The organism is Micromonospora ureilytica (assembly GCF_015751765.1).
In the GTDB taxonomy this organism is placed as follows: domain Bacteria; phylum Actinomycetota; class Actinomycetes; order Mycobacteriales; family Micromonosporaceae; genus Micromonospora; species Micromonospora ureilytica.
On the sequence record NZ_JADOTX010000001.1, the window covers coordinates 6,589,038 to 6,612,783 of the forward strand.

A 23,746-nucleotide genomic window follows, 5' to 3' on the forward strand; every position below is an offset into this window, starting at 1 on the left:
GACTCCGTGGCGGCGCGGAGATCCAGAATTCCAGCGACGAAGTATCCGGTCGAGCGGTTCACCCTCGACAACGGCCTGCGGGTGGTGCTCACCCCCGATCGCAGTGCCCCGGTGATCGGGGTGGCGGTGGTCTACGACGTCGGCATCCGCTCGGAGCCGGAGGGGCGCACCGGCTTCGCTCACCTCTTCGAGCACCTGATGTTCCAGGGCTCGGAGAACCTGGAGAAGTTGGCCCACTTCCGGCACGTGCAGGGGGCGGGTGGCACCTTCAACGGCTCCACCCACCTGGACTACACCGACTACTTCGAAACGCTGCCGAGCAACGCGCTGGAACGCGCGCTGTTCCTGGAGGCGGACCGGATGCGTGGCCCTCGGCTGACCGAGGAGAACCTGCGCAACCAGGTCGACGTGGTCAAGGAGGAGATCCGGGTCAACGTCCTCAACCGGCCGTACGGCGGCTTCCCCTGGCTGACCCTGCCGCCGGTCATGTTCGACACCTTCCCGAACGCCCACGACGGCTACGGCTCCTTCGACGACCTGGAGTCGGCGACCGTCGCCGACGCCGCAGACTTCTTCCGTCGCTACTACGCCAGCGGCAACGCCGTGCTCGCCGTCAGCGGCGACATCGACGTGGCCGAGGCGACCGAGCTGGTCACCCGGCACTTCGGCGACGTGCCGGCCCGACCGGCACCACAACGGCCCGACTTCACCGAGCCCGACCTGACCGCCGAGCGGCGCACCTCGTACACCGATGCCCTGGCGCCGCTGCCCGCGGTGGCCGGCGCCTGGCGCGTGCCCGACCCGGTCACCGACTTCGCCGGCTACCTGCCGTACGTGGTGCTGGCCGAGGTGCTCACCGACGGCGACGCGTCGCGGCTGGTCGAGCGGCTGGTGCAGCGTGACCGCACGGTGACCAGCCTCGGCGGATACCTCGGTTTCATGGGCGACCCGTTCGACGTCCGTGATCCCACCGCGCTGCTGTTGCAGGCGCACCTGCCGCCCGGGGGCGACGTGGACAAGGTGCTGCGCACCATCGACGAGGAACTGGACCGGCTGGCCGCCGACGGGCTGACCGACGGTGAGCTGGCCCGCACCCAGGCCCGGATGGCGACCCACCTGCTGCGGGACACCGACGCGGTGCTCGGTCGGGCGCTCCGGATGGCAGTGCTGGAGCAGCAACGCGGCGAGCCGGGCCTGCTCAACGAGTTGCCCCGGCTGGTCGGCGAGGTCACCGAGGAGCAGGTCCGGGCCGCCGCGGCCACCCTGCGCCCGGAGCGTCGGGCCGCCATCGAGGTAATTGCCGGAGGTGTTCGGTGAGCGCGAGGAGTGAGCCGGTTTTGCGAGCCCCGCAGTCGCGAACGAATTGTGGCCCGGTGAGCGCGAGGAGTGAGCCGGTTTTGCGAGCCCCGCAGTCGCGAACGAAGGTGGCACAGTGACGACCACCACCACCGCTCCGGTCGGGCCGCGTACGCTGCCGCCGCTCGGTCCGACCCGCAAGCTCAAGGTGCCCAAGCAGGCCGAGCGCACGCTGCGCAACGGTCTCACCGTGATCGCCGTACGCCGGCCCGCCGTACCCCTTGTCGAGCTGCGGCTCTGGGTGCCGTTCGGCCGGGTCCACCTGGCCCGTGGCGCGATGCTTTCGCAGACCATGCTCTCCGGCACCGAGTCGATGACCAGCGTGCAGATCGCCGCCGAGTTGCAGAAGGTGGGCGGCGGCCTCTCCGCGGGCGTCGACCCGGACCGGCTGATGCTCTCCGGCGCCGGCCTGGTCACCGGTCTGGACCGGATGCTGGAGTTGCTGGCCGAGGTGCTGACCGGCGCCAGCTACCCCAGTGACGAGGTGGCCACCGAACGGGACCGGCTGGTCGACCGGATCCAGGTGGCGCAGAGTCAACCGGCGCACCTGGCCCGGGAGGCGCTGCTGAAGCGAATCTACGGCCGACACCCGTACGCGACGCAGACGCCGGAGCCCGGCCAGATCCGTGCCGTCCGACCGGCCGCGCTGCGTGCGGTGCACTCGGAGCGGGTCCATCCGGCCGGCGCGCAGTTGGTGCTGGTCGGTGACGTGCAGCCGGAAAAGGCACTGGACGCGGCCGAGCGGGCGCTCGGTGGCTGGTCGGGTGCCGGGCGTACGGCCGAACTGCCCGCGACCCCGCCGCTGGAGCCGGGGCCGCTGTTGCTGATCGACCGGCCGGGCTCGGTGCAGTCCTCGCTGCGGATCGCGCTCCCGGCGGTGTCGCGCACCGACCCTGACCATGCCCCGCTGCAACTGGCCAATCTGATCTTCGGCGGCTACTTCTCCTCCCGGTGGGTGGAGAACATCCGCGAGGACAAGGGCTACACGTACGGCCCGCACTCGGTGATCGAGCATTCCGTCGCCGGGTCGGTGCTGGTCGCCGCCGCCGACGTGGCCACCGAGGTCACCGGTCCGGCATTGCTGGAGACCACGTATGAGCTGGGTCGTTTGGCGTCGCTGCCACCGAAGCCCGAGGAGTTGGAGCAGGCCCGGCAGTACGCCCTGGGCACCCTCCAGCTCGGCATGTCCACCCAGGCCGGGTTGGCGGCGTTGACCAGCGCGTACGCGGGCAACGGCCTGCGCCTGGACTTCCTCGCCGAGTACGCGGCGAGGTTGGCGAAGGCGAGCATCGACGACGTCGCGCGGGCCGCGGCCCGGTACCTGGCACCGGCTCGGGCGGCGATCGTGGTGCTCGGCGACGCGGAGCGGGTCACCCCGGGGCTGGCCGCGCTGACCACGGTGCAGACCGAGCAAGAGACGTGAGCGAGCGAGCCATGGGGTTCAGCAGCGGAGCGCTGGCGTGAGTGGGGAGGCGGCGCCGCCGTTGGCGCGGTCCACGCTGGATCGGGCGGCGCACCGGCGGGGCGATTCGCAGTGGCTGACCGAGGCGTGGTTGCGCGCCCGGGTGCTGCTGCTCGACTCGACCGACGAGGGTCGGACGCTGGCCCGCACGGAGGCGTCGCCTCCGACGTTGGTGCTGTTCGGGGCGGGCGACGTGCCCGCCGGGTCCGAGTCGACGGCGATGTTCCTGGGTGTCGAGCCGGACGGGGTGCCGGTCTTCGCGGTCGACGCGCCGCTGCCGGCGATCCCGGGCACCCGGCCGGTTCACCTCCGGGAGGTGGGTCACCTGCTCGCCGACCGGGAGGCCGGCATCTTCACCACCGCGCTTGCACTGGTCAACTGGCACACCCGACACGGTTACTCGACGAGCACCGGGGCGCCGACCGCGATGGACGAGGCCGGTTGGTCCCGGGTGGACCGCAATGGTGGGCGGATCTGGCCGCGTACCGACCCGGCGATGATCGTGCTCGTCCACGATGGTGTGGACGGCGCGGATGGTCGCTGCCTGCTCGGTAACAACGCCAGCTGGCAGGGCACCCCGGGTGGCCGTCGTTACTCCTGCCTGGCCGGCTACGTGGAGCCGGGCGAGTCGGCGGAGGCGGCCGTGCTGCGCGAGGTCCGCGAGGAGGTGGGCATCGGGGTCGAGCGCATCGGGTACGTGGGCAGCCAGGCATGGCCGTTCCCCGGCTCGCTGATGCTGGGCTTCCTGGCCACCGCGAACCCGACCGAGCCGGTGCGTGTCGACCCGTCGGAGATCGCGTACGCCAGGTGGTTTTCCCGCCGGGAGGTCGGGGCCGCGTTGGCGGGGGAGACGGTGGACGTGGGCGATGGGGCCCGGCTGATCCTGCCGCCGCCGTCGTCGATCGCGCTGTTCCTCATTCACCGTTGGCTGGACGGCTGGGTGGACGCCGACCGCTGAGCACGGTCCCGACCCGTGGCCGCCGTTGCCGCGGCGGTCACGGGCCGGGAACACGGGCCGTCGTGGTCGGCGGGTGCGAGTAACGCGGCGGGGGAGCCGGTCCGACCACGACGGACGACCTGTGGAATCAGGTGCCGATGCGGCCCGGTCTGTGTCGGAAGGCGGGCCGCGGCTCGATCAGCGGGAGGACCTTGACCCGCTGCTTGCCGGCGCGGACCGCGCCGACAGTGGCCAGGGCGCGGGCGAGCAGCAGTGCGGCGTCCCGGTCCTCGGCGTGCACGATCTGCCGTCGGGGCTCGGGCGCGGTCGTCTCGTCGCGAAGTCGGTGGCCGTCCGCCCAGGCGGCGGCGATGTCCCCGTCGGCGACGGCGCGGATGTCGGTGCGAACGATCAGGAACCGCATGAGGGTCTCCGGATGAACCGCGACGGATGAGCCAGTGTGGAAGTTCCACGTTCTCGAAGGCCATGTTACGCCCCGTGTTCGTCCCAGCAACTGAAACGCGCCTATCGGTTTCGAGCCTCGTCCGATCAGTGGATGGCTGCTCAGCAGGGTCGCCGGCTCGCAGAGTGACGGGGCCGGCGGGGGTGTGACACGACGGGGCCGCCGGCTGTGCGCCGACGGCCCCGTACCCGGTCACCGAATCAGTTCAGATCGAACTGGCCCTTCTTCGCTCCGGTGATGAAACCGAGCCACCCCGTGCGGTTGAACAGCAGCACCGGGCCGCCCCGGTCCTTGCTGTCGCGCAGGGCGACCGCCGACGGGCCGGTGGCGAGCGGTGCGACCTCCACGCAGTTGGAGGTCTGGCTGCGTGTGCTGGTACGCCACGGGGCGTCCGCCAACGAGTGGGCGGAGACGGACGGCGTGTTGCGGATGTCGTTCATGGCTCTGCTCCTGATGTGCAGCGATCCGATGGGACGAGTGGTGCCGCACGTCCCGACGGAGGGTCCCCCGTGGATCACCGGTCCGTCAGTCGCCCCGAGTCCCGGCGGCGTTGGGTCGGCGCCGTTGCCGGCCCGAACGCCACTGTGGATGGGGGCGTCGCCTCGGTCAGCCGTCCCGTCGCCTCGATCAGCCAGGAGAGGGTGTCCGAAGCGTTAAGTGCCGCCGTGCATAGCCACTCGAACACCACTTTATAGCGATTTAGCGTGATTGCCTCGGTCGACATGACGTCGGTGAAGCCACCTTCGATGGTTAATGTCTCCGGATCGAGGGGATCGGCGAACCGATAGACCGAGAAAGCGGTCGGCGGAAGGTACCAATCGCCGATCTGGGTGTCCCTGGGCAGCACGTGCAGGGCCACGTTGGGCAGCAGAGCCAACTCGCAGAGTTGGAGCAGCTGCTCGTGCAGTACCTCCGGCGGCCCGGCCCGGCGGCCGAGAGCGGCCTCCTCCAACACTGCTGTGTATTGCGGAGCGTGCGGCTCGCGGGTCAGCAGCGACTGGCGGGCCAGCCGCGCCTGCACCTCGATCTCCGGCTCGTCGCCGGGCTCCGGCTCGCCCGCGCCCGCGTTCACCTGTCCGGCCGACACGATCCGGAGCTGGGCGTACCCGGGGGTCTGCAACAGGCCCGGCACCAGCACCGGGTTGTACTCGGAGATCTCCGCGCAGCCCGCCTCCAACTCGGCCCAACCGCGCTGCTGCTGTGTCATCACCGGGAAGTTCTTCAACCAGCCGCGCATGTCGCCGGCCTCGTTGGTGATGCCCAGTAGGTCGTCGTGCAGCGCCTGGTCGGCGCCGTAGAGGTCGAGCAGGTCGCCGACGTCCTGCGGGTCCGGTCGGCTGCGGCCGTTCTCCAAGCGGGACAGTTTGGACGCGGAGGCCCAACCGATACGCTCGATGACCTGATCGCCAGTGAGGCCCGCGGCCTCCCGCAGGCGGCGCAGCTCGATGCCCAACCGGCGACGACGCAGGATCGGGCTGGGTGCGGCAGGAGGCACAGTGTCCTCTTTCCCGTCGACCGCCGCAGACGCGACGGTAACTGTATGAAATTCGCCCCCCACGGTCAGTATGGACGGCGCGACCGGTGTCGGAGGTTCCGGCGAGGGCGTGTCTTGCGAAAATCGCACCACGGGAATGCCGGACGACGACGGACCCGCGGTCGCGGCCCGTCGACCTCGCCCATCTGGGCACGCCATCCCGCCGGAGGGACCCCATGCGCACGATCCTGCGCCGACCCGACTTCCGCCTGCTCTTCGGCGGCCTGCTGGCCAGCATCACCGCCGAGTCGATCCTGCTGCTCGCACTCGCCATCTGGGTCAAGGATCTGACCGGCTCGAACGGGTTGGCCGGTGCCACGATTTTCGCGGTCATCGCGCCGATGACGCTGGCGCCGCTGGTCGGCTGGGTCGTCGACCGCTACCCGCGCCGGCCGTTCTTCGTGGCCGCGAACGTGATGACCGCGGCCCTGCTCGCCCCGCTGTTCACAGTCCGCGACGCGGGCGACGTCTGGGTCGTCTATCTGGTGGCCGCCCTGTACGGACTCTCGTCCATCACGCTCGGCGCGGCGCTCAGTGGGCTCATCCGCGAGCTGGTGCCGGTCGAGCTGCTGGCCGAGGCGAACGGCGTGCTCCAGACCGTACGCCAGGGGATACGGCTGGTCGGCCCGTTGGTGGGCGCGGCGCTCTACGCGGCGCTCGGCGGGTGGGCACTGGCCGGAATCGGCATGGTCGGATTTCTGACCGCGGCGGCGGTGGTGACCGCGCTACCCACCCCGCAACAGGTGCCGCCGGCCGTACGGCTGCGGTGGCCGGCCGAACTCGGCGCCGGCCTGCGGCACCTGGCCGGCGAGCCGGCGCTGCGGCGGGCCCTGCTCGGCTACGGCCTCGGGTCACTGGTGATGGGCTTCAGCGAGTCGCTCATCTTCGCCTACGTCGACCAGGGGCTGAACCGGGACGCCGCGTTCGTGGGCGTGCTGGTCACCGTGCAGGGCGTGGGTGGGTTGCTCGGCGGGCTCTGCTCACCGACGCTGGTTCGCCGGCTCGGAGAGGTCGGCACGCTCGCCGCAGGGGTGGCCTTCTTCTCTCCGGCCGCGCTCGCGCTCGCGTACCCGGATCTGCGGCTCGGGTTCGCGGCGGTGCTGCTGGCCGGGGTCTCGCTCCCGCTGACGATGGTGGGGTTGCACACGCTCATCCAGCGTCGTACCCCGCCCGCGCTGGTCGGCCGGGTAGCCGCCGCCACCCAGGCGGTGGTCAGCGGGCCGCAGGCGTTCTCCATCGGGGCGGGTGCCCTGCTGGTCGGGTTCCTGGACTACCGGCTGTTGTTCGTGCTGGTCGGGATCGCCACCCTGGCCGCCGGGGCCTACCTGTGGCGGGGCCGGCACCTGAGCGCGCCGACCGGGGTCCGCCCGCCGACGCCACCCACCCGCCCGACGCTCCCGGCGCCCCGCCGGCCGGCCGAGGACACCGACCTTCCCGGGCTGCCGGCACCCACCGACCGTCGCCACCGTGGCCCGTACCCGAACACGACGAACGGCCGCCCCGGGTGGGGCGGCCGCGCACCGAGAATGAACCGGCAGATCAGGCGTTGAGCGTCTCCAGGTGCTGCTTGACCTGGGTGATCGAGGGATTCGTCAGGGCACTTCCGTCGGCGAAGCGCAGCGTCGGCACCGTCTGGTTACCGCCGTTGACGCTCATCACGAACTCCGCGGCCTTCGGGTCCTGCTCGATGTCGACCACCTCGTACCCGATGCCCTCCCGGTCGAGCTGCGACTTCAGCCGGTGGCAGTAGCCGCACCAGGGGGTGGAATACATCGTCAGCATGGTCGGATCCTCCAACTGCTCCGGCCGCGGCTTGCGGATCAAGCCGAGGCTGTTCGCTGCAACGTTAGGGGGAGCTGAGATGATTCCTGGTTGTGGTGGTTCACTCAGCGTCGGAACAGGTGCTCGCCGGGCTGGACCCGGAGCAACGCTCCGCGGTGACCGCACCCGCCGGCCCGGTCTGCATCCTGGCCGGCGCCGGCACCGGTAAGACCCGGGCGATCACCTCCCGGATCGCCCACCGGGTGCTTTCCGGCGAGATCTCCCCCCGGCACGTGCTCGCGGTCACCTTCACCGCCCGCGCCGCCGCCGAGATGCGGAGCCGGCTCACCGTCCTCGGGGTGGGCGGTGTGCAGGCCCGGACATTTCACGCCGCCGCGCTGCGGCAGGTGCGGTACTTCGCGCCCCGGCTGCTGTCCGGCCGCGCCATGCCCGAGCTGCTGGACAGCAAGGTACGGCTGGTCACCCTCGCCGCCGCCCGGGTCGGCCTACGGACCGACCGGGCCGCCGCGCGGGACCTGGCCGGTGAGATTGAGTGGGCCAAGTCGTCGCTTGTCGAGCCGACGGACTACGTGGTGTCCGCGGCCCGGGCGCTGCGCGACACACCGCACGAACCGGCGAAGGTCGCCGACGTGTTCACCGCGTACGAGCAGCTCAAGCGCGCGAACGGGGTGATCGACTTCGAGGACATGCTGCGGGCCGCGGTGTGGGGGATCGAGGAGCACTCGGACGTCGGCGAGCAGGTCCGCACCCAGTACCGGCACTTCGTGGTCGACGAGTACCAGGACGTCAACCCCCTCCAGCAGCGGTTGCTCGACGCCTGGCTGGCTGGCCGCAACGACCTGACAGTGGTCGGGGACGCCAGCCAGACGATCTACTCGTTCACCGGGGCCACCTCGGCGTACCTGGTCGACTTCCCCCGCCGGCACCGCGGCGCCACAGTGGTCCGGCTGGTCCGCGACTACCGCTCCACCCCGCAGGTGGTCGGGCTGGCCAACGCGGTGATCGCCCAGGCCCGGGGCACCGAGGCGCGGCTGCGGCTGGAGTTGAGCGGGCAACGCCCTCCCGGCCCCGAACCGGACCTGCGGATCTTCACCGACGAGCCGGCCGAGGCGAACGCGGTGGCCACGCGCTGCCGGTCGCTGATCGACGCGGGCACGCCGGCGAAGGAGATCGCCGTGCTGTTCCGCGTCAACGCGCAGTCCGAGGCGTACGAGAAGGCGCTCACCGAGGCCGCGGTGCCGTACGTCGTGCAGGGCGCGGAGCGGTTCTTCGAACGGACCGAGGTGCGCCAGGCGATGGTCGCGCTGCGCGCCGCCACCCGCTCGATCCCGGGGGAGACACCGTTGCCGGCCGCCGTCGTCGAGGCGCTCACCGCGGTCGGCTGGGCCCCGGACGCGCCCCCGGCCGGCGGCGCCGCCCGCGAGCGCTGGGAGGCGCTGTCCGCGCTGGTCCAGCTCTCCGAGGAGTACGCGGCCACCCCCGAGGTCGTGCCGATCGGCGAGGCCGCCTCGGTGGAGCGCCCGGTCACCCTCTCCGGCTTCACCGAGGAGTTGGCGCGCCGGGCCGCCCAGCAGCACGTGCCGACGGTGGACGGCGTGACGCTGGCGTCCCTGCACTCGGCGAAGGGCCTGGAGTGGGACGCGGTCTTCCTGGTCGGCCTCGCCGAGGGCACCCTGCCCACCACGTACGCCAAGACCGTCGAGCAGGTCGAGGAGGAGCGGCGGCTGCTCTACGTCGGGATCACCCGCGCCCGGGAGTGGCTCTGGCTGTCGTACGCCGCCGCACGCTCCCCGGGCGGACGGGCCCGACGGCCGTCGCGGTTCCTTCCCCAGCTGGACCGCTCCGGCGGCACCGAACGGGCCACCGGCGGCGCCGGTCCGGCCAGCCGTCCCGAGCGGCGGCGAACGCAGATCGTCTCCTGCCGGATCTGCGGCGCCACCCTGCTCGCCGGCCCGGACCGCAAGCTCGGCCGCTGTCCGACCTGCCCGTCCGACATAGACGATGAGCTGCACGAACGGCTGCGCGAGTGGCGGCAGCGGGTGGCCGGTGCGCAGAAGGTCCCGGCGTACGTGGTCTTCACCGACGCGACGCTTGTCGCGTTGGCCGAGCGGCGACCCGGCCGGTCGGAGGAGTTGATCGCCATCGCCGGTATCGGCCCTCGCAAGCTGGGCCTCTACGGCGAGTCGGTGCTGGCCCTCGTGGCCGGCGCCGGGGTGGACGATGTCTGCCCGGAGAAAACTTTCGAAATCTCGTCGTAAATTCGTTTGCCCTCGCCCCGGCGCGAGGAATAGCCTCAGGACACACCACGCGAGCGGCGCCATTCCGGCTGCTCACGGGGCCGGTCCAGTCGATACGAGGAACGTGAGGGAGGTGGCACCCGTGAAGATCTTCACCTATGAGCGTCTGACGGCGATGCCGTCTGTCCACGCCCCGCTGTCGGCTGTCCGGGTGGCCCTTACGGCCGCACGACCGTCGGTTCCACAGGTGCACCAGGTTCAGGCCGAGCTGATCCTGACCGTCGCGCCCGCTGGAGTCGAGGGGACCAGTGGCTTCACGGGCAATGGCATCCGAGTCGCCAAGAAGCGCATGGATGTCCGCGGCGTTCCACCTCGAGGTAAACCGGTCTGACCATCAGACTCCGGCTCACCTCGAGGCCGCGGAACCCGCTTACCGGGATCCGCGGCCTCAGTTTTTTGCCCGCCGTAAGTACGTCGGAATGCGATCCACGAGATCGAAGTGAGAGAGAGGTGACCGGGAGATGAGTCTGGCGTTGGCCCCCCTCGACATGAGCGTCGAGATGGAGGCGAACCTGCCCTGCCGGAAGTTCGACCCCGACCTGTGGTTCTCCGACTCGCCCACCGAGCTCGAGCTGGCCAAGTCGCTCTGCGGGGACTGCCCGCTGCGCGTCGAATGCCTGGCCGGAGCCGTTGAGCGAGCGGAGCCGTGGGGCGTCTGGGGCGGCGAGATCTTCGAGCGTGGCGCGGTTGTCCCGCGTAAGCGGCCCCGTGGCCGTCCGCGTAAGGAGGACGTCGCCCGTGACGCCGAGCTTCGCGTCGAGGCCGAGGCGCGCCTGGCAGCCAGTGGGCTGTCCGAGGTGCGTGGCGCGGTCCGGCTGGCAGCCTGACATGTTCCCGACCCGTACCAACTACGCCGGTGCCACACCGGCAGTGAGTGAGAAAACGATGTTGAACGTTCCGAGTGGAGCCTTCGAGATGCAACTACTCCACGAAGCGTTGTCCCGGGCTCGAATGCGCCGGCCTCAGGCCGGTCGTACCACCACGAGCACTGAGGCAACCCGATCCGCCCGTACCGTCGCCATGACCGGCCGCAACCAGGCGGCTCGCGACCTGGGCATTCTCTAGTACCACCCCACACGGAAGGGCGGGTGCCGACCGGCACCCGCCCTTCCCCATGTCGTCTCTTGACGCGCTCAGGCGACCGGGGCGAAGCCGGGCAGCCAGCGCTCCAGGATGCTCCGGTAGGGGGCCTTCGCCTCCAACTGGCAGAGCACCCCGATCGACCCGAGTGTCACCCGGTGGATCAGCAGGTACGACGGTGGCAGGTTGAGCTGCCTGCTCAGCTGGTACGTGGGGGAGCGGGGGCTGGCCAGTCGACCCGCCTCGCCCCGCAACCAGGCCCGGGTGAAGCGGAAGCCGTCCGCCGCGATGGGTTCCAGCATGGGGCGGATGAAGTCGAGCACCCCCTCGGCGTCGATCTCCTCGGCCGAGCCGATGAACCCCTCCGACCGCAGCCCCGCCACGACCTCGTCGGCGTCGCCGCGCAGGGCCATCGCCGCGATACGACCGATCGGCTCCGGAGTGCCCTCCGGCATCCGGGCCACCGCACCGAAGTCGATCACCCCGAGCCGACCGTCGGGCAGCAGCCGGAAGTTTCCCGGGTGCGGGTCGGCGTGCAGCAGCCCAGCCCGCTGCGGCGCGGAGAGGTGCAGGGTGGCCATCAGCCGGCCCGCCTCGTCGCGATCCTCCTCGGTGCCCTCGCGGATGATGTCGGCCAGCGGGGTGCCCGTCACCCACTCGGTGACCAGCACCCGGGGCGAGGCGTTGACCACCTCCGGGATGAAGATCTCCGGGTCGTCGGCGTACGCGGCCGCGAAGGTGCGCTGCGACTCGGCCTCCAACTCGTAGTCCAACTCCTCGGTGATCCGTTCGCGCAGCTCGGCCAGGAGCGGCTTGACGTCCAGGCCGGGCTGGATGGCCCGGAACATCCCGCCCAGTCGGGAGAGCTGCTTGAGGTCGGCGAGCAGGGCGTCGCCGGCCCCCGGATACTGGATCTTGACCGCTACGTCGCGGCTGTTCGGAGCGCCCGACTCGTCGAACCCGGGCTCGCGCCAGCGCGCCCGGTGCACCTGGCCGATGCTCGCGGCGGCGGCCGGCACGTCGTTGAACTCGACGAACAGGTCCCGCCAGTCGGGGCCGAGTTGCTCTGCCAGCACCTTGTGCACGCTGGCGACCGGCAGCGGTGGCGCCGCCTCCTGCAACTTCGTCAGCGCCTGCCGGTAGGGCGCGGCGATCTCCTCCGGCAAAGCCGCCTCGAAGACCGACAGCGCCTGGCCGAACTTCATCGCCCCGCCCTTGAGCTGGCCCAGCACGCTGAACAGCTGCTCGGCGGTGCGCTGCTGGATCTCCGCGGAGATCACGTCGGAGGCGAGCCCGGTGACGCGCTTTCCCATGCCGAGAACGGTCCGGCCGGCGAAGCCGAGCGGCAGGGCGGCGAGCTTGGCGGTGCGGGACACGGCGCGGCGCGGGATGTCGGTCACCCGGTCATTGTTACCGACCGGAGGGCCCCGCTGCTGCTCTGCGGCCGGGCTGGTGCGGACACTCGGCCCTGCGAGCACCCGCACGCCGGGTGTGGCGGCCAACCCCGACGACGGAAACGGCAGGTACCGGTGATCTCCATGGCGCCACCCAGCGTCTCCGGCTGACCTCCGTCCAGCTGCGTCAGCACTTCGGTCAGCGCGTACCCGCAGGCGACGAGCAGCGTGCCGGTCGTTCCGGCGGCCGGCGGGTCGGCGACGGCGAGTTGTGCGGCGAGCCGCGGCCAGTCCGGGTCGCGGTCGGCCCGGTGCAGCTCGACGCAGTGCAGACAGGGCCCGGCGGGTGGGCGGACCAACGGCCCGATCACCGGTACGCCCTCGCGCAGCGTGACCAGCAGGTGCGGCTGCCGGCGCTGGGCGTGACCGGCGGCGAGCAGCGCGGGAGGCCGGTCGGTGCCGAGCTGAATCACCAGGTCGATCCGTCCGGCGCGGCTCGGATGGGTGCCGGTGCCCGGTGCGACGCGGTTGAGCGCGGCCCGCACCGCCGGTGCCAGTGGGCTACCCAGCTCGGTGGCGGGGATGCCCGTGCCGATCAGGTCGACGGCGCGCACCAGGCCGGTGAGCTGGGGAATCACCTGCCCCACACCGGACTGGGCCAATGCCACCGCCAGCGGCCCGCCGAGCGCCCCGCCGCCGGTGAGCAGGACGCGGGCCGCCCGCCGCCGACGCAGGACCTGCGCGGGCGTGCCGGGCAGTCGGGCGGCGGTCAGGGCCAACGCGCCGGCCTCCGCCGCGAGCCGGGCACGGACCGGGCCGGTCAGGTCGCGGGGGATCAGGCTGTGCGCGGGCACCAACAGGCCGGCGGCCCGCAGGGTGTCCAGCAGGGTACGCGCGTCGTCGGCGTCGACCTGGGCGCTCGCCGCCTGGGCCAGCACGGCGCGCTCGCTGCGGGTGCCGTCGAGCAGGTCGAGCAGGTGGGCGGCGCGTGGGTTGGCCAACTCCAGCAGAGCGGCCGGCGCACGGCCGACGCCGAGCTGGAGTGTGTGCCGGTCCCGCCAGAGCCGGTTGAGGCCGGGCAGCAGGGTGGGGCGCGGTAGCACGGTGCGGCTCATGGTCACGAATCGTGACCGCATCTTCGCGTTCAGTCGATCGTTGTCCACAGGTCGCCAGGCCGCTGTCCAGCGCTATCCACAGGATTTCGCGGGTTTTCCACAGCCTGCCATCGCCGTTGTCGGTCACCCGACAGGGCTACCGACGCCGGTGGCACCGCACTCCCGATCGGCAACGGGGGTGGGATGGCCACCGGCCGCCCCACCCCCGTTCACCCGTTCGGGTCAGACCTTGGCCTTGCCCAGGATGCGGTTCACTGTTGTTCCGCATACCGGACACTTGCCCTTGGCCATGTTCATTCCGGTCTTCGAGACCTCGACGTGCCCCTCGAAGTCCCGCTTCTCCTTGCACTTCACGCAGTAACCGTTGTAGGTCGTCTGGGCCTGGTCGGCCACGGTGCCCTCCTCGTCTCGTCCGCCGGTCAATGCCGTTCCGGCGGGGTGCCCGGCGGCGGGCCACATGGGGCGCCGGCGCTGGGTCTCACTCCGCGGCCACCTTCGTGACCGCTGGTCCGCGGACCCTACCCAGGTCTGGGCAGTTCCATGTCAGCTGTGCATCGACACTGTGAGCAAGTCGACGTCGAGAGTGTGCATGGCGAAATAGGTCGGATAAGTCAGTTTGGCGGGGACACGCCGACCAAACCCTGACAGCCACCCGTGCGAGTGCCCCTGCGGAGGCATTCGGGACGCTGATCACCTACGGTGGGGACGTGTCGTGTACCGGCGCTATCGGCGTTCACCAAGGGTGACGAGATGGCGCGATGGCGCTGCGGTCAAGAAATTTTCGGGACGCCTGGCGACCAATCACCATTTTCTGGGCGCGTGTCGTGCGGTTGACTCTTGCGGACCCCTGGTCAGTGGGCATTAGCTTTCCTTCGTGACACGTAGTCGAGGCTGCGCGGGCCAGTGATGGCGGGGACGCGCAAGCCGGTCGTCGAGGTGCGGCGCAGCCAGCGTCGACGACGCACGGTGTCCGCGTACCGTGACGGTGAGCGAGTGGTCGTCCTCATCCCCGACCAGTTCTCCCGCGCCGAGGAGAGCGAATGGGTCGACCGGATGCTCGCCCGCCTCGCCGCCCGGGAGGGCCGCCTCGCCCGCTCGGACGCCGAGCTGGTGGCCCGCGCCAACCGGCTCATCGACCTCTACCTCCCCGGGTACGCCACGAAAGCGGTGCCGGCCAGCGTCCGATGGGTCACCAACCAGAACGGCCGATGGGGCTCCTGCACGCCGGCCGACCGCAGCATCCGAATCTCGCACCGCGTCCAGGAGATGCCTGAATGGGTGATCGACTACGTGTTGCTGCACGAGCTGGCGCACCTCATCGTGCCCAGCCACAACGCCCGGTTCTGGGCGTTGGTCGGTCGCTATCCCAAGGCGGAACGCGCCCGCGGCTACCTCGAAGGGGTCGCCGCCGCCTCCGGCGCACCCCTCCCCACCTGATCGACACCCCCTCCTGACCCGCCTGGGTCCCGCGCGCGCCGAGCCCCTGGGTCCGGCGCGCGGAGCCCCTGGCCCCGGCGCGCGGAGCCCCTGGCCCCGGCGCGCTGAGCCCCTGGTCCCGCGCGCGCCGGACGCCGTCAGAGGCGCGATCGGCCTAGATCGACTCGGTTTCCTGGATACCGTGCTGTCGATGGCCCTGGGACCCCGCGACTTCCTTGAACCGAGTCGATCATGTCTGCGGGCCCACGTCAGGGCGTTCCGGGTCGGGTCCGAATGGTCCGGGGTCGGACGCTTGGGGCGGAATGGGCTCAGGTAGGTGGGTCCGGCAGGGTGGGACAGCTGTGCCGGGCGGTGCGATGGCTGTGCCGGGCGGGTGGGTTGGCTGTGCCGGGCGGGGCGCTAGGGTCGGGGGATGGCGCGACGAGTGGTGGTGGCGTTGCTCGGGCCGGCTGACTGGTCGCCGCCGGGCGTCGACCTGGCGGAGTGGCGAGCGGCACTCGCGGAAGACGTCATCGACCTGCTCGCCACCCTCAATGAGGTGGAGGTCGCGGTCGCGGTGACCCCGGCCGATCGGGCTCTGGCCGATGCGCTGGTGTGGCCCGGCACGGCGGTGTACGAGGTGGCCGAGGCGACGCCGAACGCCGTGTTCGCCGCGCTGGAGGGGTACGACCAGGCGGCTGTGCTGGTAAGTGACGTGCCCGACCTACCCGCCCTGACCGTCGGCAAGCTGCTCCGCCCGCTCACCACCCGACCGGTCGCGGTGGCTCCGGTCGAGGGCGGCGGCCCTGGCCTGCTCGGGGTCGCGGTACGACTGCCCGCGCCGGACTGGCTACCGACCCTGGAGCTGGACACGGCGACGCCGGCTGATGCGCGCGCCAATGCTCCGCGCCCGGGCGACGTGGCGGTCACCGCAGGCTGGCGACGACTGCGCGGCCCGGCTGACCTGGCCACGCTGGACCCAGCCTTCGAGGGTTGGGAAGCGACCCGCGCCCTTCTCTCTGGGTCGGGCCGCCCCGCCTGAACCGTCAGCCGGCCGACAGGACCAGAGTCACTGCCCGCCGACACGGCTACCCCGCGCTGGCCGCTGGCCCGCCTGCCCGGCCCGCCTGCCCGGCCTGCGCTGCCTGCCCGGCCCGCGCTGGCCGCTGGCCCCGGGCCGCCCGACCGGCCCCGCGCTGCCCGCCCGACCTGCCGACAGGCCAACCCTGCGCGAACGCGTCCGGGTGCCCGCTGTCGATCATGCGGGCACCCGGGCGCGGTTCGTCGACGCGCGGACGTCAGGACTTGGCGTCGCCCTCGCCGTCGGTCTCGCCCGACTGACCGGACTCACCCGACTGACCGGACTCACCCGACGGGCCGGCCTGACCCGGGGCCTTCTCCTCCACCCCGCTGGGGGCGGTGAAGTCGAAGCTGTCCAGCTCGCTGAGGTCCATGTCGTTCATCGCGAAGGCGACCGGGTCGGCGAAGTCGTCGTCCGACGGGAGCAGGTCCGGGTGGCCCCAGACGGCGTCGCGGCCTTCGATGCCACGGTGCTGGGTGAGCGCGGCCCAGAGCGCCGCGGCCTCGCGCAGGCGGCGGGGGCGCAGTTCCAGGCCGACCAGTGCGGCGAAGGTCTGCTCGGCGGGACCGCCGGCGGCCCGGCGACGGCGGAACGCCTCGCCCAACCGGACGACGTTGGGCAGCCGGTCGCTGGCGGCGTTGTCCACGACGTGGCACACCCAGCCTTCGACCAGGGCGAGTGCGGTTTCCAGGCGGGCCAGTGAGGCCTTCTGCGCCGGGGTGTCCTCCGGGGTGAAGATGCCTTCCAGGGCGATCGCCTGCATCGACTCGGGGTCGGTCGGGTCGACCCGGCCCATCGCCTCCTCGATTGCCTCCCGGTTGACCCGGATGCCCGAGGCGTACATCTCGACCGCGCTGAGCACGTGCCCACGCAGCCACGGGACGTGCTGGAACAGCCGCTGGTGGGCGGCTTCGCGCAGCGCCACGTAGAGGCGGACCTCGTCCTCGGGCAGTTCCAGGCCCTCGCCGTACGCCCGGATGTTGGCCGGGATCAGCGCGGCCGTGCCGGCCGGGCCGAGCGGCAGCCCGATGTCGCCGGCGGAGAGCACCTCCGCGGCGAGCGAACCGAGGGCCTGACCGAGCTGACCGCCGAAGAGCGCGCCACCGAGGGAGGCCACCATCGACTGCATCGGGCCGAGCTGGGCGCGCGCCTCCGGTGGCACCAGGTCGCCCATCGCGCCGACCATCCGGCTGGCGACCGGGTCGCACAGCTTGCGCCACACGTCCAGCGTCTTGAAGATCCACTCGTTGCGGTTCCACGCAACCGGGTTCTGGATGCCGGAGGGCCACGCCGAGGCGGGCTCCAACCACAGGTCGGCCAGGCGCAGCGCCTCCTCGACCGCGTTGCGCTCGTACATCGACACGGCCGGGTCACCGGCGGCCGAGAGCTGGCTGGCTGCTACCTGCCGGGCCAGGTCCCAGTTGACCGGCCCGCTGCCCGGCGCGGAGAGCAGGTGCTGCAACTGCGACATGAACTGCTGCATCTGCGCGGGATCGTTGGGGTCTGGTGGTTGCCCACCCGGGAGCGCGAAACCGAACGGAATATCAGGCACGACATCTACGGTACGCGGACCGCGCCCCAGGTAGCCGCCACCGGCGTTGCGCTGAGGGCGAAGTCGCGTGGCGCATCCGGCGGGTGGACCGCGACCGGTCGGTACGCTCTGCGGCATGAGACGTCGTGGCCTGACGGTCCTGCTCGGTGCCCTGTTCACCGCCCTGCTGAGCATCGGGGTGCTCCGGGTGCCGATCCCGTACGTGGTGCTGGGCCCGGGTCCGACGGTCAACACCCTCGGCACGACCGACGGTAAGGAGGTCATCCAGGTCTCCGGTCGGGAGACCTCGACCTCGGCCGGCCAGTTGCGGCTGACCACGGTGGGGGTGCAGCCCACTGTGCGGTTGCGGGGGGCGATCGCGGGTTGGTTCTCCGACGACGAGGCGGTGGTGCCGCGCGAGCTGGTCTACCCACCGGGGGAGTCGACGGAGCAGGTCGAGCAGCGCAACGCCGAGGATTTCAAGGCGTCGCAGACCAGCGCGGAGACCGCCGCGCTGCGGGAGTTGGGCTTTCCGGTGCAGGTGGTGATCAAGACGGTGGCCGGAGACGGCCCGGCGGCCGGGGCGCTGAAGGCCGGTGATCTGATCACCTCGGTCGACGGCCAGCCGGTGCCGGTGGCCTCGAAGGTCACCGAGCTGGTCCGGACCAAGCCGGCGGGGACGGCGTTGTCCGTCGGCTACACCCGTGACGGCGTGCAGGCCACCGCGACGGTGACCAGTCAGGAGCAGGACGGCCGACCGCGGATCGGTGTCGAGATCGATCAGCAGCAGCCGCACCCGTTCACGCTCGGCATCGACCTGGGGGACATCGGTGGGCCGAGCGCCGGTCTGATGTTCGCCCTGGGGATCGTGGACAAGTTGACCCCGGCCGACCTCACCGGCGGCCAGGTCATCGCCGGCACCGGCACCATCGACGACGAGGGCACCGTCGGCCCGATCGGCGGGATCGCCCAGAAGTTGGTCGGCGCCAAGCGCGCCGGGGCCAAGGTCTTCCTCGTGCCGGCGGACAACTGCGCCGAGGCGGTCCGCAATCCGCAGCCCGATCTGCCGCTGTTGCGGGTGGGCTCGTTGGACGAGGCGATGACCGCTCTGGAGACGTTGCGTGCGGGCGGACAGCCGACGCGTTGCTGACCGGTGTGACCGTGCCCCGACACGCTCAGGAACACCCCGTACTCTGGGTGCCTGGTCGGAGCCGATCATATCGAGCGTGCGGAGCCAACAGTGGTCATGCGTAGCAGCAGCCCCCTCCCGAGGATGAGCCGGCGCGGGCGCGTCACCATCGCTGTCCTGGTCGGGGTGTTCGTGCTCTTCACCCTGCTCGGCTGGGGTGTCCAGGCGTGGACCGACTGGCTCTGGTTCGACGAGGTCCGTTACACCGAGGTCTTCACCGGCGTCCTGCTCACCCGGCTGGTGCTCTTCCTCGCCATCGGCCTCGGCATGGCGGTGATCGTCGGTGGCAACCTGTGGCTGGCCTACCGGTTGCGGCCGCGACTGCGTCCGCACTCGGTGGAGCAGGCGACGCTGGAGCGCTACCGGATGGTGCTCAGCCCGCGTCTCGGCACCTGGATCTCGCTGGCCGCCGCGGTGGTCGGGCTCTTCGCCGGCCTCTCCGCGCAGAACCGGTGGAACCAGTGGCTGCTCTTCCGCAACGGCGGCGACTTCGGCATCAAGGACCCGGAGTTCGGGGTCGACATCGGCTTCTACGTCTTCCAACTGCCGTTCTGGCGTTACCTGCTCGGGGTCGCCTTCACCGCTGTGGTGCTGGCCGTGATCGGCGCGCTTGCGGTGCACTACCTCTTCGGTGGGGTCCGCCTCCAGGGCGTCGGCGATCGGATGAGCAACGGGGCCCGCGCGCACCTGAGCACCCTGGTCGCGGTCTTCGTGCTGTTGAAGGCGATCGCGTACGTGTTGGACCGGCGGGCGATGCTGCTGGAGTACAACGAGGGCGCCAAGTTGTACGGCGCCGGCTACGCCGACGTGAACGCGTTGCTGCCGGCGAAGGAGATCCTCGCCTACATCTCGATCGTGGTGGCGATAGCGATCCTCGTGTTCTCCAACGCCTGGATGCGGAACCTGGTCTGGCCGGGGATCTCGTTGGCGCTGCTCGGCGTGTCCGCGGTGGCCATCGGTGGCATCTACCCCTGGGCGGTGCAGACCTTCGAGGTCAAGCCGAGCGCCAAGGACAAGGAAGCGCCGTACATCCAGCGGAGCATCGACGCGACGCGTGCGGCGTTCGGGTTGGGGGCCACCGAGACGACCCCGTACGCGGCGAACAACCTCACCCCACCGGGGAACCTGGCCACCGACACGTCGGTGGTGTCGAACGTGCGGCTGCTCGACCCGCAGTTGGTCAGCGAGACGTACACCCAGCTCCAGCAGGTGCGTGGCTTCTACGACTTCGGTCCGAAGCTGGACATCGACAGGTACGGGGTGAACGGCAAGGTCTCCGACTACGTGGTCGGCGTCCGCGAGATCAACTACGGCGAGTTGACCGACCAGCAGAACACCTGGATCAACCGGCACACCGTCTACACCCACGGGTACGGGCTGGTGGCCGCGCCGGCCAACCAGGTGGTCTGTGGCGGGCAGCCGTTCTTCGTCTCCGGCTTCCTCGGCGAGAAGACCCAGGAGGCGTGTTCCTCGCAGACCGAGCAGATCCCGGCCAAGCAGCCGCGCATCTACTACGGCGAGCGGATGGCGGCCGACGACTACGCCATCGTCGGGCAGGCCGACCCGAACAAGAAGGCCGAGTTCGACAGGCCGGTCGGTGAGGGTGGCGGCGAGTCCTACACCTACACCGGTGAGGGCGGTGTGGAGATCGGTTCCTTCACCCGGCGACTGCTGTACGCCATCAAAGAGCAGGAGTCGAACTTCCTGCTCTCCGAGGCGGTCAACAAGGACTCCAAGCTGCTGTACGTGCGTAACCCGCGCGACCGGGTGGAGAAGGTCGCGCCGTTCCTCACCCTGGACGGCGACCCGTACCCGGCGGTGGTCGACGGTCGGGTGCAGTGGATCGTGGACGGCTACACCACGGCGGCCTCGTACCCGTACGCCGAGAAGGTCAACCTGCAGACCGAGACCACCGACGAGCTGACCAACCGGGGCACCTTCCAGCTGGCCCGGGAGGACGTCAACTACATGCGCAACTCGGTGAAGGCCACCGTCGACGCGTACGACGGCACTGTGAAGCTGTACGAGTACGACGACACCGACCCGGTGCTCAAGGCGTGGAACAAGGCGTTCGGCGGTGACCTGGTGCTGCCGAAGGCGGAGATCCCGGTCGAGCTGACCGAGCACCTGCGCTACCCGGCGGACATGTTCAAGGTGCAGCGCAACCTGCTGACCAAGTTCCACGTGACGAACCCGGGTGACTTCTACTCGGCGCAGGACTTCTGGCAGGTGCCCAACGTGCCGGACGCTCCGGACAGCGGTCAGAAGCAGCCTCCGTATTACCTGTTCACCCAGTTCCCGGGGCAGGAGAGCCCTCGGTTCCAGCTCACCTCGGCGGTCACCCCGAACGGCCGGCAGAACCTCGCCGCGCTGATCTCCGGGTCGTACGTCGAGGGGAAGCCCCGGCTGGAGGTGCTGGAGTTGCCGGATCAGACCCGGATCTCCGGCCCGGTGCAGGTGCACCAGCAGATGACCAACAACGCGAACATCCGTCAGCAGCTCAACCTGCTCTCCAGCAACCAGGCGCAGGTGCAGTACGGCAACCTGCTCTCGTTGCCCTTCGCCGACGGGATGCTCTACGTCGAGCCGGTCTACGTGAAGAGCAACCAGCAGGACGCGTACCCGCTGTTGCAGAAGGTGCTGCTCTCGTACGGTGACGGTGGCTCCTTCGTGGCGCTCGCCGACAACATCAACGACGGCATCAAGCAGTTGGTCGAGCAGGGCAAGAAGGCCGGGCAGGGCACGTCGCCGCCTCCGACGACCGGAGGCAATCCGACGACTCCGACGCCGACGCCTTCGGGGTCGGCGGCACCGACGCCAACGCCGACGGGGACCCCGAGCCCCGGCACCCCACCGCCGGCCGGTGATCTGGCTGCCGCCGCGGACCGGGTGCAGACCGCGATCACCGAGGTCCGGGCCGCGCAGACGTCCGGCGACTTCGAGCGGTACGGGCGTGCGCTGAAGGCCCTCGACGAGGCGCTCACCGCGTTCCAGCAGGCGCAGCAGGCCGCTGGTGCGCCGGGTGCCACCCCGAGCGCCGGCGGCTGACCCGCCACCGGCGGGAGTACGTCTCGGAGCCCTCGTCGTCGGACCGCACCGGTCCGACGGCGGGGGCTCTGCCGCGTCCGGAGCTGTGCCCGCTGTCACCTCGCGGACAGGCGCAGCCGGGCCGCAACCTGCGACAGCGGTCCGCCGTCCTCATTTGCAACGGGGTGGATGAGGGGGAGCAGTTGTGAGGGATGGGCAAAGCTTCGATGACTTCTACCGCAGCACCACGCGGCGGATGATGCGGTACGGCTACGCGGTGGTCGGCGACTACAACGAGGCGCAGGACCTGGTGCAGGAGGCGTATGCCCGGGCCTGGCGGCAGTGGGCGAGGTTGTCGGCGCATCCGGCGCCGGAGGCGTGGCTGCGGCTGGTGGTGTCCCGGTTGGCGACCGACCGCTGGCGGCGGCTGCGCGGTCTGCGGGGCGCGTTGCGGTTGGCCGGCCCTCCGCCGTCGGTGTCTCCGCCCAACGAGGACAGCGTGTTGCTGGTCCAGGCCCTGCGTCAGCTGCCGGCTACCCACCGGCGAGCGTTGGCGCTGCACTACCTCTTCGACATGCCGGTCGAGGAGATCGCCGAAGAGATCGGCGTACCCGTCGGCACGGTGAAGTCGTGGCTTTCCCGCGGCCGGGCCCGACTCGCCGCCTTGCTGCCCGATCTGGCTGTCGTGGAATTGGAGGCCACCGATGTCGCGTGAACTGTCCGAGCTGTACAGGTCCCTCGCCGCCGACGCTGACGCCCGCGATCTGGGCCTTCCTGACGTCCTGCGGCACCAGGCGGACCGCCGGGCCCGATTCCGTGCGGCCGGGAGCACCCTTGCCGTGGGGCTGGTGGTGGTGGGCGTGGTGATCGGTGCCCAGGTGATCACCCCGCCGCCGGCGTCCGTACCCGCGCCGGCCGGGACGCCGACGCCGTCGGCGTCGCCGTCTCCGAGCGCGACCGGCGGTTCGCCATCGCCGTCCGTCTCGCCGACGACGCCCGACCGCTCTCCGGGTACGGCGGTGACGGTTCCGGGTGGCACCGGCACGCAGCAGCCCAGGACGCCGACGCGCATCCCGGATCGGGCGTTCTTCGCGCTGGCGCCGGCAAACCAGATCGGCATCGCGCCGGAGTTCCGGGACGTGGCTGCGCTGCCGGGCCTGTGCGGGGCAGACATACCGAGTGAGGCGGCCGTGCATCGCCGAACCCGGCTCCTGACCTACAAGCTGCCGCAGAACCCCGGCGAGGGGTACGTCCCGGACGGCACCTACACGCACTCCATCGCGATCTACCGGGCCGGGCGCGCCGACGACGTGCTGAAGGAATTGCGGCAGGCGGTGCGGGACTGCCCCGACCAGAAGCGGCCTGGCGACAGTTCGGTGCGGAGCCGGCAGCGGCTGCTTCCCGACAGTGGGTTCGGCGACGAGTCGGTGCTGTTCGAGATGCGCAGCGCGGGTCAGGACGTCAACGGCGACCCGACCGGTGTGGAGGACGTTCGGCTGGTCCGGGCGATCCGGATCGGCGACGTGGTGACCATCCTCTGGGAGCAGGGCTGGGAGAACACCTCCAGCCAGCGGGCGCAGGTCGACGCGGACAGTCGCCGCGCGGTCGCCGCCATCCGGAGCTGGCTTGGTTGACCGGGGTGTGCCGACCGCTGTCCGGCGGATTCGGACGTCGTTTTGCGGGGCCCGGGGGTGGTGCGCTACGGTTAGCGAGCCGACGCGGGGTGGAGCAGCTCGGTAGCTCGCTGGGCTCATAACCCAGAGGTCGCAGGTTCAAATCCTGTCCCCGCTACAAGAAACATCGAAAGCCCGTTTCCGGTCCACCGGAGGCGGGCTTTCGACATTCCTCCGCACGCTCGTCAGCGCGGTGTACGGCATCCGCAGTGGTTGACGACCCCCCCGCTGATCATCGCCGGAACGGATGGGTTAGTCTTAACCAGTCGACGCGGGGTGGAGCAGCTCGGTAGCTCGCTGGGCTCATAACCCAGAGGTCGCAGGTTCAAATCCTGTCCCCGCTACCACTGAAAGTGAAACAAGTCCGGCCCCCACAGTGTGGGGGCCGGACTTATTTGGTGCCGCTGCG

Annotated in this window: 21 protein-coding genes and 2 tRNA genes; 15 read left to right on the top strand and 8 right to left on the bottom strand. The window is 71.0% G+C overall.

The genetic code is table 11. The annotated features are described in order from the left end of the window. Window positions 1-6: 6 nt before the first annotated feature. The 3 genes from IW248_RS30285 to nudC all read left to right on the top strand — a co-directional run bounded on the left by IW248_RS30285 (window position 7) and on the right by nudC (window position 3,776). Window positions 7-1,317 (top strand): M16 family metallopeptidase, encoded by a 1,311-nt coding sequence (locus IW248_RS30285; protein ID WP_124822948.1) that lies wholly within the window; start codon window positions 7-9, stop codon window positions 1,315-1,317. 115 nt (window positions 1,318-1,432) lie between these two features. Beyond that, complete coding sequence (locus tag IW248_RS30290) at window positions 1,433-2,779, top strand: M16 family metallopeptidase (RefSeq protein WP_196929637.1); 1,347 nt, start codon at window positions 1,433-1,435, stop codon at window positions 2,777-2,779. A 37-nt stretch (window positions 2,780-2,816) separates the two neighbouring features. After that, window positions 2,817-3,776: an NAD(+) diphosphatase gene (nudC, locus tag IW248_RS30295; RefSeq protein WP_124822950.1), complete on the top strand. Its 960-nt coding sequence runs from the start codon at window positions 2,817-2,819 to the stop codon at window positions 3,774-3,776. Between the two features lie 127 nt (window positions 3,777-3,903). On the opposite strand, the gene IW248_RS30300 is transcribed toward nudC, so the two are convergent. The 3 genes from IW248_RS30300 to IW248_RS30310 all read right to left on the bottom strand — a co-directional run bounded on the left by IW248_RS30300 (window position 3,904) and on the right by IW248_RS30310 (window position 5,713). Continuing rightward, on the bottom strand, window positions 3,904-4,179 hold the full coding sequence (locus tag IW248_RS30300; protein ID WP_196929638.1) for a hypothetical protein: 276 nt from the start codon (window positions 4,177-4,179) through the stop codon (window positions 3,904-3,906). 239 nt (window positions 4,180-4,418) lie between these two features. Next, on the bottom strand, window positions 4,419-4,658 hold the full coding sequence (locus IW248_RS30305; protein WP_124822952.1) for a DUF397 domain-containing protein: 240 nt from the start codon (window positions 4,656-4,658) through the stop codon (window positions 4,419-4,421). 74 nt (window positions 4,659-4,732) lie between these two features. Further along, entirely contained in the window at window positions 4,733-5,713 is a 981-nt protein-coding gene (locus tag IW248_RS30310) for a helix-turn-helix domain-containing protein (protein WP_196929639.1), read from the bottom strand. Between the two features lie 215 nt (window positions 5,714-5,928). On the opposite strand from IW248_RS30310, the gene IW248_RS30315 reads away from it, so the two are divergent. Next, window positions 5,929-7,302: an MFS transporter gene (locus IW248_RS30315; protein ID WP_196929640.1), complete on the top strand. Its 1,374-nt coding sequence runs from the start codon at window positions 5,929-5,931 to the stop codon at window positions 7,300-7,302. On the opposite strand, the gene IW248_RS30320 is transcribed toward IW248_RS30315, so the two are convergent. Continuing rightward, window positions 7,292-7,534, bottom strand: coding sequence for a mycoredoxin (locus tag IW248_RS30320; RefSeq protein ID WP_030337579.1), 243 nt, complete (start codon window positions 7,532-7,534; stop codon window positions 7,292-7,294). The two genes, IW248_RS30315 and IW248_RS30320, sit on opposite strands and share 11 nt — an antisense overlap. Window positions 7,535-7,626: 92 nt before the next feature. Between IW248_RS30320 and IW248_RS30325 the strand changes: the two genes are divergently transcribed. From IW248_RS30325 to IW248_RS30335, 3 genes are all read left to right on the top strand, one after another. After that, window positions 7,627-9,792, top strand: a complete 2,166-nt coding sequence (locus IW248_RS30325) for an ATP-dependent DNA helicase UvrD2 (RefSeq protein WP_196929641.1) — start codon at window positions 7,627-7,629, stop codon at window positions 9,790-9,792. Window positions 9,793-9,946: 154 nt separating this feature from the next. Then, complete coding sequence (locus IW248_RS30330; RefSeq protein WP_196930424.1) at window positions 9,947-10,162, top strand: hypothetical protein; 216 nt, start codon at window positions 9,947-9,949, stop codon at window positions 10,160-10,162. Window positions 10,163-10,292: 130 nt separating this feature from the next. Continuing rightward, window positions 10,293-10,658 (top strand): WhiB family transcriptional regulator, encoded by a 366-nt coding sequence (locus IW248_RS30335; protein WP_030490434.1) that lies wholly within the window; start codon window positions 10,293-10,295, stop codon window positions 10,656-10,658. 306 nt (window positions 10,659-10,964) lie between these two features. Here IW248_RS30335 and IW248_RS30340 read toward each other — a convergent pair whose 3' ends face one another. The 3 genes from IW248_RS30340 to IW248_RS30350 form a co-directional block, all read right to left on the bottom strand. Then, complete coding sequence (locus IW248_RS30340) at window positions 10,965-12,311, bottom strand: ABC1 kinase family protein (RefSeq protein WP_196929642.1); 1,347 nt, start codon at window positions 12,309-12,311, stop codon at window positions 10,965-10,967. Beyond that, complete coding sequence (locus IW248_RS30345) at window positions 12,308-13,420, bottom strand: TOMM precursor leader peptide-binding protein (protein WP_196929643.1); 1,113 nt, start codon at window positions 13,418-13,420, stop codon at window positions 12,308-12,310. The genes IW248_RS30340 and IW248_RS30345 overlap by 4 nt, the downstream gene beginning before the upstream one ends. Before the next feature lie 222 nt (window positions 13,421-13,642). Continuing rightward, entirely contained in the window at window positions 13,643-13,813 is a 171-nt protein-coding gene (locus tag IW248_RS30350; RefSeq protein WP_167457767.1) for a DUF5679 domain-containing protein, read from the bottom strand. Between the two features lie 513 nt (window positions 13,814-14,326). Here IW248_RS30350 and IW248_RS30355 point away from each other — a divergent pair. Continuing rightward, window positions 14,327-14,857 carry a M48 metallopeptidase family protein gene (locus IW248_RS30355; RefSeq protein WP_124822960.1) on the top strand — a complete coding sequence of 177 codons (531 nt, stop codon included), beginning with the start codon at window positions 14,327-14,329 and terminating at the stop codon, window positions 14,855-14,857. A 412-nt stretch (window positions 14,858-15,269) separates the two neighbouring features. Then, window positions 15,270-15,878 carry a hypothetical protein gene (locus tag IW248_RS30360; protein WP_196929644.1) on the top strand — a complete coding sequence of 203 codons (609 nt, stop codon included), beginning with the start codon at window positions 15,270-15,272 and terminating at the stop codon, window positions 15,876-15,878. Window positions 15,879-16,134: 256 nt separating this feature from the next. On the opposite strand, the gene IW248_RS30365 is transcribed toward IW248_RS30360, so the two are convergent. Next, on the bottom strand, window positions 16,135-17,400 hold the full coding sequence (locus IW248_RS30365; RefSeq protein WP_231398015.1) for a zinc-dependent metalloprotease: 1,266 nt from the start codon (window positions 17,398-17,400) through the stop codon (window positions 16,135-16,137). Between the two features lie 184 nt (window positions 17,401-17,584). Here IW248_RS30365 and IW248_RS30370 point away from each other — a divergent pair, with 184 nt between their 5' ends. The 6 genes from IW248_RS30370 (at window position 17,585) to IW248_RS30395 (ending at window position 23,684) form a co-directional block, all read left to right on the top strand. Next, window positions 17,585-18,598 carry a YlbL family protein gene (locus IW248_RS30370; protein WP_196929645.1) on the top strand — a complete coding sequence of 338 codons (1,014 nt, stop codon included), beginning with the start codon at window positions 17,585-17,587 and terminating at the stop codon, window positions 18,596-18,598. Between the two features lie 96 nt (window positions 18,599-18,694). Next, window positions 18,695-21,685, top strand: coding sequence for a UPF0182 family membrane protein (locus IW248_RS30375; protein ID WP_231396496.1), 2,991 nt, complete (start codon window positions 18,695-18,697; stop codon window positions 21,683-21,685). 184 nt (window positions 21,686-21,869) lie between these two features. Further along, window positions 21,870-22,379 carry an RNA polymerase sigma factor gene (locus IW248_RS30380; protein WP_196929647.1) on the top strand — a complete coding sequence of 170 codons (510 nt, stop codon included), beginning with the start codon at window positions 21,870-21,872 and terminating at the stop codon, window positions 22,377-22,379. After that, on the top strand, window positions 22,369-23,298 hold the full coding sequence (locus IW248_RS30385) for a hypothetical protein (protein ID WP_196929648.1): 930 nt from the start codon (window positions 22,369-22,371) through the stop codon (window positions 23,296-23,298). Before IW248_RS30380 ends, IW248_RS30385 begins: the two co-directional genes overlap by 11 nt. Window positions 23,299-23,381: 83 nt before the next feature. Continuing rightward, window positions 23,382-23,455: transfer RNA gene (locus IW248_RS30390), tRNA-Met, on the top strand. A 152-nt stretch (window positions 23,456-23,607) separates the two neighbouring features. Then, window positions 23,608-23,684 (top strand) — tRNA-Met (locus IW248_RS30395). Window positions 23,685-23,746: the final 62 nt, after the last annotated feature.